This window comes from Alkalihalobacterium elongatum (assembly GCF_019024285.1).
GTDB lineage: Bacteria > Bacillota > Bacilli > Bacillales > Bacillaceae_F > Alkalihalobacterium > Alkalihalobacterium elongatum.
On the sequence record NZ_WMKZ01000001.1, the window covers coordinates 661,803 to 676,421 of the forward strand.

The 14,619-nt window shown below is 37.3% G+C and carries 11 protein-coding genes; all 11 read right to left on the reverse strand.

Going from position 1 to position 14,619, the window contains the following annotated elements; translation table 11 throughout:
• Window positions 1-144: 144 nt before the first annotated feature.
• Window positions 145-4,452 (reverse strand): PolC-type DNA polymerase III, encoded by a 4,308-nt coding sequence (locus GKP30_RS03360; RefSeq protein WP_216827954.1) that lies wholly within the window; start codon window positions 4,450-4,452, stop codon window positions 145-147.
• 138 nt (window positions 4,453-4,590) lie between these two features.
• On the reverse strand, window positions 4,591-6,297 hold the full coding sequence (locus GKP30_RS03365; RefSeq protein WP_216827955.1) for a proline--tRNA ligase: 1,707 nt from the start codon (window positions 6,295-6,297) through the stop codon (window positions 4,591-4,593).
• Window positions 6,298-6,584: 287 nt separating this feature from the next.
• Window positions 6,585-7,838 (reverse strand): RIP metalloprotease RseP, encoded by a 1,254-nt coding sequence (gene rseP, locus GKP30_RS03370; RefSeq protein WP_216827956.1) that lies wholly within the window; start codon window positions 7,836-7,838, stop codon window positions 6,585-6,587.
• 16 nt (window positions 7,839-7,854) lie between these two features.
• Entirely contained in the window at window positions 7,855-9,003 is a 1,149-nt protein-coding gene (locus GKP30_RS03375; RefSeq protein ID WP_216827957.1) for a 1-deoxy-D-xylulose-5-phosphate reductoisomerase, read from the reverse strand.
• A gap of 30 nt (window positions 9,004-9,033) precedes the next feature.
• A complete protein-coding gene (locus GKP30_RS03380; protein ID WP_216827958.1) occupies window positions 9,034-9,831 on the reverse strand; it encodes a phosphatidate cytidylyltransferase in 798 nt (265 codons plus the stop codon).
• 15 nt (window positions 9,832-9,846) lie between these two features.
• Window positions 9,847-10,614, reverse strand: a complete 768-nt coding sequence (locus tag GKP30_RS03385) for an isoprenyl transferase (RefSeq protein ID WP_216827959.1) — start codon at window positions 10,612-10,614, stop codon at window positions 9,847-9,849.
• A gap of 155 nt (window positions 10,615-10,769) precedes the next feature.
• Entirely contained in the window at window positions 10,770-11,327 is a 558-nt protein-coding gene (gene frr, locus GKP30_RS03390; protein WP_216827960.1) for a ribosome recycling factor, read from the reverse strand.
• 1 nt (window position 11,328) lies between these two features.
• The gene (gene pyrH, locus GKP30_RS03395) at window positions 11,329-12,045 is read right to left on the reverse strand and encodes a UMP kinase (RefSeq protein ID WP_407928579.1); all 717 of its coding nucleotides are present in this window, start codon (window positions 12,043-12,045) and stop codon (window positions 11,329-11,331) included.
• A 96-nt stretch (window positions 12,046-12,141) separates the two neighbouring features.
• Complete coding sequence (tsf, locus tag GKP30_RS03400; RefSeq protein WP_216828094.1) at window positions 12,142-13,020, reverse strand: translation elongation factor Ts; 879 nt, start codon at window positions 13,018-13,020, stop codon at window positions 12,142-12,144.
• Window positions 13,021-13,231: 211 nt separating this feature from the next.
• A complete protein-coding gene (gene rpsB / locus GKP30_RS03405) occupies window positions 13,232-13,960 on the reverse strand; it encodes a 30S ribosomal protein S2 (protein ID WP_216827961.1) in 729 nt (242 codons plus the stop codon).
• 164 nt (window positions 13,961-14,124) lie between these two features.
• The gene (locus GKP30_RS03410; RefSeq protein WP_216827962.1) at window positions 14,125-14,619 is read right to left on the reverse strand and encodes a DUF6115 domain-containing protein; all 495 of its coding nucleotides are present in this window, start codon (window positions 14,617-14,619) and stop codon (window positions 14,125-14,127) included.

A 14,619-nucleotide genomic window follows, 5' to 3' on the forward strand; every position in this document is an offset into this window, starting at 1 on the left:
TTTTCATTTTTACTTCCCTTACTTTTAAGGAGGAATAAGAAAGAGTGGGTTTCCCCACTCTTCTCTCTTCCTATTCTAAGTATTGCCATAAAAACAATATCATAATCTTTCCTTAATTGCAACAGAAGGGGACAGTGGACTACGTTAGAAAAGTGATAGCTGATTCGACTCTGGCAATCCTTCTAGACAACCGTGATCTTGTAAATGTTCAATCACAGTTTTCGTTGATTTACTACGTTGCTGTAAGTCTTCAATCGATAGGAATTCTCTTTCACCCCTAGCACGAACAATGTTTATAGCAGCGTTTGTTCCTACACCGTTTAAGGCATTAAATGGTGGTAATAGTGTATCCCCATCAATAATAAATTCTGTTGCACTTGATCGATATAAATCGACTTTTTGAAACGAAAACCCACGTTCACACATTTCAAGTGCTAATTCAAGGACTGTTAATAAACTTTTTTCTTTCGGAGCTGCATCTAAACCTTTGGCATTGATCTCCTCTATTTTTGCCCGAATACTTGTAGGTCCTTTAACCATCGTATCCAAATCAAAGTCATCTGCCCTGACAGTAAAATATGCTGCATAATATAAAAGTGGAAAATGAACTTTGAAGTATGCAATCCGAACGGCCATTAATACATAAGCTGCAGCATGGGCTTTTGGGAACATATATTTGATTTTTAGACAAGATCCAATATACCAATCAGGAACATTATTCTTTTTCATTTCTTCAATCCACTCTTCTTGTAGCCCTTTACCTTTACGAACCGACTCCATAATTTTAAATGCTAAAGATGGTTCTAGACCGGCGTATATTAAATACACCATAATATCATCACGACAACCAATTACATCTTTCAGTTCACACGTACCACTATAGATTAACTCGTTAGCATTATTTAACCATACATCAGTTCCATGTGATAATCCCGAGATTTGGACCAGTTCCGAAAAAGTACTAGGTTTGGTTTCTTCGAGCATCTGCCTAACAAATCTCGTTCCAAATTCAGGAATACCTAGTGTCCCAGTTTTACACATAATTTGTTCTTCTGTCACTCCTAAAACTTCAGGCCCAGAGAAAATTTTCATTACTTCCTTATCATCTGTAGGTATCGTTTTAGGGTCAATACCACTTAAATCTTGTAGCATCCTAATTACTGTCGGATCGTCGTGTCCAAGTATATCCAATTTTAGCAAATTATCGTGAATAGAATGGAAGTCGAAATGAGTCGTTTTCCATTCTGATGTTTTATCATCAGCTGGGTATTGGATCGGACAGAAATCATGAATATTCATATAATCAGGTACAACAATAATTCCACCTGGATGCTGCCCTGTTGTTCTTTTTACACCTGTACATCCCGAGACTAGACGGTCAATTTCTGCAGAACGTATTTGTAAATTATGGTCATTCTGATACCCTTTAACGTAGCCATATGCCGTTTTTTCAGCTACAGTACCAATCGTACCTGCACGATAAACATTGTCTTCACCGAATAATACTTTCGTGTAATTATGAGCTCGTGGCTGGTATTCACCTGAAAAGTTTAAATCGATATCGGGAACTTTATCCCCTTTAAAACCAAGGAACGTTTCAAACGGGATATCTTGTCCATCTTTTACATACTTAGTCCCACATTCTGTGCAGTCTTTATCTGGTAAGTCATAGCCTGATCCTACAGAACCATCATCGAAAAAGTGCGAATGATGACAGCTCGGACAAACATAATGTGGCGGAAGAGGGTTTACTTCAGTAATCTCTGTCATCGTTGCAACAAGCGACGAACCTACGGACCCCCTCGAGCCAACTAGATATCCGTCGATTAATGATTTTTTAACAAGTTTATGAGAGATTAAGTAAATAACCGCAAAACCATGCCCTATAATACTTTTTAGTTCTTTTTCTAGACGTGCTTCAACAATTTCTGGTAATTCTTCTCCATAGATACTCCTAGCTCGATCGTAACTCATTTGTCGAACTTCTTCGTCAGCCCCTTCGATATTGGGTGTATATAAATCGTCTGGGATCGGATGAATCGTATCAATGCTTTCAGACAGTTTATTGGGGTTCGTAACAACGACTTCCATTGCTGTTTCATCACCTAAAAAGGAGAAGCAATCTAACATTTCATTGGTTGTTCTAAAATGCACTAAAGGTAAAGAGTTCCTGTTCAATGGATTGGCCCCACCTTGAGAGCCGATTAATATTTTCCGGTATATCGCATCATTTTCGTCAATATAATGGGCATTACCCGTTGCAACGACAGGCTTCTCTAACTTCTGACCTAATTTAACGATATTACGAATGACTATTTCTAGATGAGCCTCACTTTTGACGATCTCTCTTTCTAGCAATTGTGGAAAGTTAGATGGTGGTTGTATTTCTAGATAGTCGTAAAACTTCGCGATCTCTTCAACCTCATCTGGTGACTTTTGCATCATCGCCTCGAAAACTTCACCCATATCGCATCCAGATGCCCCAATTAACAGGCCTTTTCGTCGCTTTTGTAATTCCGATCTCGGTATACGAGGAGTACGGAAAAAATAATTCACATGAGAAATTGAAACAAGCTCATATAAGTTTTTTAGCCCTTCTTGGTTCTGAGCAATAATCATACAATGGAAAGGTCTTTGTCTGTAGAATTCTCCTTTACCCATATTCTGATTTAATTGATCATGGGACTCTAACCCTTTTTCATTTGCATCTTTAACCATTTTCCATAGTAAAAATCCTGTCGCTTCCGCATCATAAATGGCTCTGTGGTGACTTACAAGTTCAATATCAAACTTTTTACAAAGTGTATTCAACCGATGATTTTTCATTTCTGGATATAAAAATCTTGCTAATTCAAGCGTATCAATTACAGGGTTTGTTGCATCTCCTAGCCCGATTTTTCTATATCCTACATTTAAAAATCCCATATCAAAACTTGCATTGTGCGCAACAAGGATCGCATCTTCACAAAACTCATGAAAATCCCGAAGGACATCATCAACCTCAGGAGCCCCTTTTACCATATCATCAGTAATACCTGTTAGATCAATAATAATTTTGGTAAGAGGTTCATGGGGATCGGCAAACGATTCAAATCGATCTATGATTTCACCGTTCTTTATCTTAACGGCAGCTAATTCAATAATTGTGTTATATACAGCAGATAAACCAGTCGTCTCGACATCAAAAACAACATAGGTATCGTCTAGTAAAGGACGTGGTGCTTCATTATATGCAATCGGAACTCCATCATCAACTACATTGGCTTCTAATCCATAAAGAACCTTAATTCCATGTTTTTTCCCCGCGGAATACGCTTCTGGGAAGGATTGAACAACAGCATGATCCGTAATAGCAATAGCTTTATGTCCCCACTTTGCTGCTTGTTCTACATATCTACCAGCACTAACCATCCCATCCATTTGACTCATTGTCGTATGGGCATGTAATTCAACACGTTTTTCATCCTCTGGTGCAGTATCTAAACGTTCGATTGGTTTAACTTGATTAATATCTTTTGCAATCATAACTAAATCTCGAACAAATGTATCATTTTGAACCATGCCCTGTACTTTTAACCACATTCCCTTTTTAATGCTTTGAAGCAAAGGTACATCTTCTTTATCTCTTGAAAAGATTTTAACTATGATTGAATCTGTGTAGTCTGTAATTTTGAAAGTAAGGAGAGTTCGACCTGAACGTAATTCTCGAAGGTCTGTGTCAAATACATAACCTTGTACCGCAATCTTGCGTTCTTCATCAACAATCTCTCGAATCGGCCTCGGCTCATCTTTAATCTGATATCCGATAACAAGTGAAGATTGGGCAGCTTTGGAGCCTACTTCTTTTTCCATTTTTTTCTTCTCTATCATTGCTTCAATGACTTTAGAGTGATCTTCTTTTGCACGTTGCTCTTTAAATTTATTCATTTCTTCTACAGATTCTTTCACTTCTGCTTCTAATTGAAATGAAGGTAACCCTAAAGATAGGCAAGTTTCTTTTAATGGATCGACCAATTTTCGAAGCAATGCTTCTTTCTCAGCTTCATTTCTAGCTTGGATAATCAATTGACGATTATTTAGTTTTGGTATTTGACTTTCTAGTAATGGAATAAAGCCATTAGAAACTGATTTCAATTGCGCAACAATTACTTTCCAATAATCGGCTAGCATTGCATCATTGAAGTTTACATTGTTGTATTGAATGGAAAACGTAACCGCTGCAATATGTTGAAATGACTGAACAATTCTCTCAGAGAATGCCATGTAAACATTGGCTGGTAATACCGAATCTAACTGAAATTGAAAATGCCATGCTTTTCTTTCTTTATGAATGGTTAGCTTTAGTATTTGTCCACTTTGAAAGTATTGTTGAACCATTTCCTCTGGTATTAGCATCTGCTGAAGGAGTAACTGAAATCGTTCTTGTCGTGTTTGTTGTTCCTGATTATTCATAAGACTCCTCCTTCTCCTCTATTTTTGCAAAATGGTAATGAGGCTAACTCAAATGCAAAGTGAGTCCACCTTACTCGTCATTACTAGTCGAGTTATGCAGCCACTTCTGAGTTAGCCTCAGCTAATGTCCTTTATATATTAAAGCTTATTTTGTATTTCAACTAATTTTTCATAAATCTCTTCTACAGATACTTCAAACATTTCCCCTGTTTTACGTACTTTTACTTCTACTACACCTTCTGCTGCTTTTTTACCTACCCCAATTCGAATTGGTAAACCAATTAAATCAGAATCTTTGAATTTTACCCCTGCTCTTTCAGGACGCTCGTCATAAAGGACGTCATAACGACTATTTCTTAATTCATCATAAAGCTTGTCCGCAAGTTGAACTTGCGCTTCATCTTTAACATTAATTGCAATAAGATGAATATCAAATGGCGCTACCGTAGTCGGCCATACTAGTCCATTTTCATCGTTACTTTGCTCAACAATGGCAGCTACAGTTCTAGAAACGCCTATTCCATAACAACCCATGATCATCGGTTGTGTCTTCCCTTGATCATCTAAGAAGCTAGCACCCAATGCTTCACTGTACTTTGTTCCTAGCTTGAAGACATGTCCTACTTCAATACCTTTCGCAAACAGAATTGTTCCATTTCCATCAGGAGATGGGTCCCCTTCTTGTATTAAACGAAGGTCTGTATAGGTTGAGACTGAAAAGTCGCGATCAGGATTTACGTTCTTATAGTGATGATCTACTTCATTGGCACCGCAAATACCATTAACCACATACTGAACTGCTATATCTGCAACCACTTTTACATCAGTAGGTAAACCGATCGGACCTATATAACCCGTCTCGCAGTTAAGTAATTGTTTCGCTTGTTCTGGTGTAGCAAGTACAACAGTACCTTTTTCAAAAAGGTTTTTAACTTTTATTTCATTAACTTCATGGTCTCCACGGACTAGCACGACTACGGGCTCTTCATTTACCATAAATAAAATTGCCTTAATCATACGATCAGCAGACTGACTGAAAAAGTTTTCTAACTCCTCAATTGTTCTAACCTTAGGTGTTTCTATTTTTTCAAGGTTTTCTTCTTGTTCAGAGCTTTTAGTGTATTCAACTTGAACAGGAGCAATCTCAATATTAGCTGCAAAGTCCGATTGGTCAGAGTAGGCAATTGTGTCTTCTCCAATCTCCGTTAGCACCATAAATTCATGGGTATCTGTACCCCCAATAGCACCACTGTCAGCTTCAACAGCACGAAACTCAAGACCACAACGCTTAAAAATTCTTGTGTATGCATCATACATTTTTTCATAGCTTACATCTAAACCTTCTTTAGATGTATCGAATGAATAGGCATCCTTCATTAGAAATTCTCGGGAGCGTAAGACTCCAAATCGAGGTCTACGCTCATCACGGTATTTTGTTTGAATTTGATAAAGGTTTAAAGGTAATTTTTTATAAGATTTTACGTCATCACGAACTAAACTCGTAATCACTTCCTCATGAGTGGCACCGAGTACAAAATCACGATCGTGACGATCTTTTAGACGCATAAGTTCTGGACCATAATCCCCTAATCGACCTGACTCTTCCCATAGTTCTGCAGGTTGAATAGCTGGCATCAATACTTCAATAGCTCCTGAAGCATCCATTTCCTCACGAATAATTTCTTCTACTTTCTTTAATACACGCTTTCCTAAAGGTAAATAACTATAAATCCCAGATGCTGTTTGACGGATCATACCAGCACGAAGCATGAGCTGATGACTAGCTATCTCCGCATCAGCAGGTACATCTCGCATCGTTGGAATGAAGTATGAACTTTGTTTCATTTTGTTTGTCCCTTCCTTCAACACTTATAAGTGAATTCAAAAAGTCTGAAAAGAGCTGTTGCACCTCTTCGTACGCCTGAATTTGTGTTAATCAATGTCAACACTATTCTAAGGTTTGCGATTAGAAATTCTCGGCTCTTTTCCCCTCTTTTTGAGATTAATTTTTATAAAAAATTCTTTTCTTATAGATTTGTTTTTTTGCTACTGGAACGTTAACCAAGCATAAGCTTGGTTCTTCACGCTTTTAGTATGAAGCTTTTTGAAGTAGATTAGCCAGATGGTCAGCCTTATAAAAAGAATTTGTTAATATCGTTCCAGGTTACTACTAGCATTAATAACATTAATAATGCAAAACCAATGAAGTGAACCAAACCTTCTTTTTGCGGATCTATTGGCTTTCCACGAACTGCTTCAACCCCAATAAACATTAATCTACCTCCATCAAGTGCTGGAAGTGGAAGTAAATTAATTATACCAAGGTTAACACTTAATATGGCTGCCCATTTCATAAGAACTAAAATTCCCATCTCCGCCGCTTGACCTGTATAATTATAAATTCCTACAGGCCCAGCTAGTTGGTCTAATGAGAATTGACCAGTCACTAACATACCGAGCGCTTCAAAAATTAATTTTGCAAAAACATATGTTTCTGTTACTCCATATTTAATTGACCCTAATACAGTAAATGTAGTTGATTGTCCAACCCCTATAAACCCTTCCGGCTCACCAGTAGGACCTTGACGTTCTTGTGGGGTGACGATAGCTTCAAACACTTGGCCATCCCGCTCTACTTCAAAAACCAAATCTTGATTTGGATGTTTTTGAATAACTGTAGTTAAGTCCTCCCACGTTTCAAGTGGCTGACCATTGATAGCTAGTATTCGATCATTCTCTATTAGTTCTGCTTCTGCTGCAGCCCCTTCAGATGATACCATTCCAATCCTAGATTCATCTACAGGCATCCCAGCCAATAATGCAAAGGCTGTTAAAATTAAAAAGGCTAATACAAAATTCATCATCGGACCTGCAAAGATAGCAAGTGCGCGTTGAGGAATCGTTTTGGAACCGAATTGACGGTCTAATGGTGCAATTTGTGTAGGTTCCTCATCGTAAATAATATTTGCTTTTTCATCTACTGGGAATGAAACAAGTTCCCCATCAACATATGCTTCAATAAGTAAATCTTTTTCCAAATCGACACGTTCAACAGTCACAATTTTTGCTTCTGGATGTTTCGATTTATTGTTTACAATCATCTCTGATACTTTATTTCTTCTGTTAAAAACTAAGCCAATTTCATATCCTGGTTTTATTTGAATTAATTCTGGGTCTTCGCCTGCCATACGAACGAAGCCACCTAATGGTAACAAGCGGATCGTATAAAGGGTTTCATCTTTTTTAAAAGAGAATAGTTTAGGCCCAAACCCAATAGCAAACTCACGGCATAATATCCCTGCCCGTTTTGCAAAATACAAGTGTCCCCATTCATGGATAAACACGAGTAAACCGAAGATGATAATAATGGCTATTAAAGTATTCATGAACGTATCCCCACCTTTATGACATGAGTGAGTGAACAAACCTTCTAGTCTGTTGGTCCACTTCTATAATAGTTTCTAACGAAGGTTCATTAACTTGTTGATGACTTTCTAATGCTTGTTCAATATAATCCTCAATTTGTAAGAACGAGATTTGTTTATCAAGAAACGCAGCTACTGCAACTTCATTCGCTGCGTTCAAAACTGTAGGCATTGTTCCACCGATACGACCAGCTTCATAGGCAAATTTCAAACAGCGGTAACGCTCAAAGTCAGGTTTATCAAAATGTAATTTGCCTACTTCACATAAGTTTAACCGTTCTTGTTTCTTGAAATCAAGCCTTTCAGGATAGCTTAGTGCATATTGTATCGGTACTCTCATATCTGGAGTCCCTAGTTGAGCAATTACACTTCCGTCAATATACTCTATCATTGAGTGAATAATACTTTCCTTATGTAAAAGAACTTCAATTTGATCATATGGCATGTCAAAAAGCCAATGTGCTTCAATTACTTCTAATCCTTTATTCATCATTGTAGCTGAATCAATTGTAATCTTTGCACCCATAGTCCAATTCGGATGATTTAAAGCATCTTCTACAGTAACATTGACTAGTTCATCTCTACGCTTCTCTCTAAAACTTCCACCTGATGCTGTAACAATTAATTTACTTATTTTACTTTGTTGCCCACCCTGGAGACATTGAAAAATAGCAGAATGTTCACTATCAACAGGAAGAAGAGAAACACCATACTGTTTTGCTTTTTGTGTAACAATATGACCTGCTGTAACTAATGTTTCTTTATTAGCTATAGCAATTGTTTTCTTAGCTTCTATAGCTGCAAGAGTCGGCCCCAATCCAACACTTCCAATTACTGCATTAACTAGTATATCAGCCTCTGAAAACGTAGCTACTTCAACTAAACCTTCTATACCGTAGCTCATTTTTACTTCTTTAGGAAGCTCATGTTTAATCTCATCATAAACTTCCTTTGTTAGAACGGATAAGAACTTTGGTTTAAATTTTTGAACGAGCTCTAATCCTAGCTTCACATTTTTACCAATTGACATTGCAACAAGTTCAAAGCGATCAGGGTGTTGATTAATAATATCCAACGTCTGTGTGCCAATAGAACCAGTAGCACCTAATAAGCTAATTTTTTTCAATGACTTTCACCCTTTACAACAAAACACATTTTATATTAATTGTAGCAGATGTAGAATAGGCATGACATAAATAAGACTATCAAAACGGTCTAATATTCCGCCGTGGCCTGGAAGAACATTCCCCGAGTCTTTAACAGCATAGTGACGCTTTAACGCAGACTCTACTAAATCACCCATTTGACCAAAGATAGATGCAACTAATATGACAAGCCCTAAGATAATATACGTATCAAAGATTGGGAATATGAGTTGAAAGACAAAACCAACCACAAAAGCACATATTATGCCACCTAATGATCCTTCAATCGTCTTCTTAGGACTAATATCTGGCCAGAGCTTTCTTTTCCCTAACTTTCGTCCGACAAAATAGGCTCCTGAATCTGTAGACCAAATAATAAATAAAACAAAGAATACGAGTGCTAGTCCATTTTCTGCAACTAAACGAGTCATGATTAAATAGTGAAATCCGAACCCGACATATACAGACGATAGAATGATAAACCCGACCTCATCAAACGTATATTTATTCTTCGTAATGACTGTAGTCATCAACAATATTAAAATCATGAAGACAAAGATCTCTACTTTTGTGACATGGGAAAGAAGTGTCAGGTCTAACCAATTTGTAGGTACGAGCAAAATCCACATAAGGATTAAACTAACGAGGCCTATAAATGAGAAAGGAGGAATTTTTTTCATCTTTAATAACTCAACCATTGCTATAGAAGCAACAAGCATAATTGTAAACGTAAACGGCCAGCTACCAACGATAGTAATTGGGATAAAAAATGAAGCTGCAATGACCGCTGTAATAATTCGTTGTTTCAAGATCCTTCCTCCTTTCTATACGCCGCCGTATCTTCGTCCTCTTTTTTGATAAACACGGATTGCTTCCTCAAAATGTTCCTCTGTAAAATCTGGCCAAAGAACATCTGTGAACCAAAATTCACTATAAGCAAGTTGCCAAAGCATAAAATTACTTAAGCGCAGTTCGCCACTCGTACGGATTAATAAGTCAGGATCATTCAAGTCGTCCGTCATTAAATGCTGTTCAAATTGCTGTTCTGTTATTTCCTCAGGAGATAACTTGCCTTCTTGAACTTCTGTTGCTAAAGCCCGAATCGCTTTAACAATTTCTACCCTACTGCCATAGTTTAAAGCGAAGTTAAGTATTAGTCCTGTATTATCCTTCGTTTCATCTATTGCAGTCTCTACAGCACGAAGAGTATGAGCTGGCAGCTCATCTGGACACCCCATTAATCGTACTCTTACATTTTCTTCTTTAAGCTTAGGTAACTCCTTACTGAGAAAACGTTCAGGCAATTTCATTAAAAAGTCAACCTCTGGTTTAGGTCTTTTCCAGTTCTCTGTAGAAAACGCATAGAGTGTTAAGACCTTTACACCTAGACGACTCGCCCTACTAACAATCTTATTAACAACTTTCATACCTTCACGATGGCCTGCTACTCGCGGTAACCCTTTATTTTTAGCCCATCGACCGTTTCCATCCATAATGATGGCAACATGACTTGGAATATTTTCTAAGTCCACTTCAAGTGAGGGTCTATCCATTTCATTAGATGATTTCAACTTTTTAAATTTCTCAAGCATTTCTAGCCCTCCAAAACAACACCATCCATTTTTGCCATATGGATTAGCTATAATACAAATTTTAACGATATTAATGAAATTCAATAAAACAGTGTAAAAAAACCCCCTGTACGTAGAGGGTCTATTTACATTATTCTATTGTACCGTGAAATCACTTATACTTCCATGATTTCTTTTTCTTTATTTGAAGCAATTTGATCGATGTCAGCAATGTGCTTGTCAGTTAATTTTTGAACCTCATCAGTTGAACGACGGAGGTCATCCTCTGTTAACTCTCCATCCTTTTGTAGCTTCTTTAAATCGTCATTTATATCACGACGGATATTACGAACTGCCACTTTTCCTTCTTCAGCATATTTCTTAACGAGCTTTACAAGATCTTTACGACGCTCTTCTGTTAAAGCTGGAATTGTAATACGGATGATTGTACCATCATTTGAAGGAGTTAGACCTAAATCTGACTTTAAGATTGCTTTCTCAATGTCCCCAATAACAGTTTTGTCAAACGGTTGAATAACTAGCATTCTTGCTTCTGGTACAGAAATTGTCGCTAACTGATTAAGTGGCGTTGGTGCACCGTAGTATTCTACTGTTACTTTTTCAAGCAAGCTCGGATTCGCACGACCTGCACGTAAAGTTGCTAATTCACGATTAAGTGCTTCTAGCGCTTTTTTCATTCGTCCTTGTGCATCTTGCATTAGTTCTTTTGACATTTTAGCTCCCCCTTACAACTGTTCCAATTTGTTCTCCTAAAACAGCTCGTTTAATATTTCCTTCTTCTATAATCGAAAAGACTATTAATGGAATATCATTATCCATACATAGAGATGAAGCTGTAGAGTCCATCACAGCTAATCCTTCTTTTAATAAATCTAAGTACGTAATAGATTGGTACTTCTTAGCTGATGGATCAACAGCTGGGTCTGCACTGTAAACACCATCTACTTTATTTTTTGCCATAAGAATTACTTCCGCTTCAATTTCAGCAGCTCTTAAAGCAGCAGTAGTATCAGTTGAGAAATAAGGATTTCCAGTTCCAGCAGCAAAAATGACTACACGTTTTTTCTCTAAGTGACGAATAGCTTTACGACGAATGTAAGGCTCTGCCACTTGTCTCATTTCGATTGATGTTTGAACACGCGTTTGTACTCCAATTGTTTCAAGACTATCTTGAAGAGCAAGAGAATTCATTACTGTTGCTAACATTCCCATGTAGTCAGCAGTTGCACGGTCCATTCCTTTTGCACTACCTGCCATTCCACGCCAGATATTTCCTCCACCTACAACTACAGCTACTTCAACATCTAGTTCTACGATATCCTTAACTTGAGTTGCAATTGAATGGATGACTGCTGGGTCTATTCCGTATCCTAAGTCACCAGCTAATGCTTCGCCACTTAGTTTAAGGACTACGCGATTATATTTGCTCATGTTTACCTCCATTAGCGACAAATACGTCCACCTATTACATTTATGCCTTTTTTGCAAAATAGGGAACACAGTGTGCTCCCTACCTAGTTAAATAAATTATTTCTTCACCTGAGACATTACTTCTTCTGCGAAGTTGTCATCACGTTTTTCCATACCTTCACCAACTTCATAGCGAATGAATGTTTGAACAGATGCACCTTTGTTTGCTACATACTTCCCTACTTTATGGTCACTATCTTTAACAAATGGTTGGTCTAGTAAACATACGTCTTCAAAATATTTACTTAAACGACCTTCAACCATTTTTTCAACGATGTTTTCTGGCTTACCTTCGTTTAATGCTTGTTGTTTTAATACTTCACGCTCACGATTTACTTCTTCAGCAGGAACTTCATCACGAGAAACGTAAACTGGTTTAATTGCTGCGATGTGCATAGCAACATCTTTCGCCAAGTCTTCATCAGTTGTTCCGTCAAGTACTGTAAGAACCCCGATACGTCCTCCCATATGTAAATAAGAACCAAATACCGCAGAGTCTGCTTTTTCTACGATTTCAAAGCGACGAAGTGAAATTTTCTCTCCAATTTTAGCGATTTGGCTATTGATATAAGCTTCAACAGTTTCACCGTTCATTTGTTGAGATAAAGCTTCCTCTACACTTGCAGGGTTGTTAGCTAGGACTTGTTTAGCTAGCTCTGCAACTAAGTTTTTAAAGTTCTCGTTTTTTGCAACAAAGTCTGTTTCAGAGTTAATTTCAACGATTACAGCTTTGTTTCCTTCAGTAGCAACGTATGCTAGACCTTCTGCAGCGATACGATCAGCTTTCTTAGCAGCTTTAGCAATACCTTTTTCACGAAGGAAGTCAATTGCCTTTTCCATATCACCATTAGTTTCTACTAATGCTTTTTTGCAGTCCATCATCCCTGCACCTGTTTTTTCACGTAATTCTTTTACCATGCTAGCAGTAATTGCCATCATCAATTCCTCCTTATGGTTATATGTAATATTTGCATATATAGTCATCGTTCAAAAAACGAAACCGTATTGATATTGTCCTTTTTGAACTGGCCAATACTTATATGCATGTCCATTTTCAAGAAAAGTAACCCTTTAATTCTTACTTTTCTTTTTTAAAAAAGGTGATAAAGGGCAAACCCCTTTACCACCCTTTGAAGAGCAAATGAAATTAAACAGTTTCTTCTACTTCTTCTTGCTCAGCACTTTCATTACCAGCAGCTGAAGTAGCTTCGATAATCGCATCAGCCATCTTACCAGTAAGAAGTTTTACGGCACGAATTGCATCATCGTTACCTGGGATAACATAATCAATCTCATCTGGATCACAGTTTGTATCTACAATAGCAACAACAGGAATGTTTAATTTGTGAGCTTCTGCGATAGCAATACGCTCTTTACGTGGGTCAATGATGAAAAGTGCATCAGGAACACCTTTCATGTCTTTAATTCCACCTAAGAACTTTTCTAGACGGTCCATTTCCTTCTTAAGAAGAATAACTTCTTTCTTAGGAAGTACTTCAAACGTTCCATCTTCTTGCATTCTTTCAAGCTCTTTTAAACGTCCAACACGCTTTTGGATTGTAGAAAAGTTTGTTAATGTTCCACCTAACCAACGTTGGTTGATGTAGTACATTCCACAACGCTCTGCTTCTTCTTTAACAGAATCTTGAGCTTGCTTCTTTGTACCAACAAATAAAACTTTTCCTCCGTCTGCTGCTAGGTCTCTTACGAAATTGTAAGCTTCCTCAACCTTTTTAACAGTCTTTTGTAAATCGATGATGTAAATTCCGTTACGTTCTGTGAAGATGTAGCGAGACATTTTTGGGTTCCAACGGCGAGTTTGGTGACCGAAGTGTACCCCAGCCTCTAGTAATTGTTTCATTGAAATTACTGCCACATCAAACACCTCCTCCAATGGTTTTTGTTTTCCTCCGCAATCCTCATCTTTAAGTAAGACTGAAATTATATTCAGCACCCTCACTTAAATTAGAATGCGTGTGTGATTAACACCGTGGATTAATATACCACAATGAGAATGTAATAGCAAGAGTCGTCAAACATTTATTGATAAAATTTTATCATCAATTCCACTTCACCTTTTCCAAGGTTTAATTTTTTTGCAATTTCATCAGTGGAAAGTCCTTGTTTGGATAACGAAAGAACTTGAGCAGTAGTGGACTGCACATACATATCTGTTTCATCTGATTTTATTTCTGGCGGTACATAACCTCCATATACTGTATGTGTATTAGAAGGTATCGATTGTTCTTCTGTCTTAAATACCACAGCATCTTTTCTGTTAAGAAACGGTTGTTTGTTTTCTATTATAGCTTGAGAAGCTTTTTGTTTAGATAATTTTATTTGTTCTAATACTCGTTCATTTTCTTCCTTTATTTCAGCCGTATATGCTACAAGCAAATCTTCTATTTCACGCTTAATTTTCTCTTCATCAATTTGGGGAGCTTGTTGATTATTTATTTTTTGTAACAAAGTAACAATCCATAAAAAAGTAAGCAAATGTAATACGAGACTAGTAGTTATTAAAAATTGAACCAT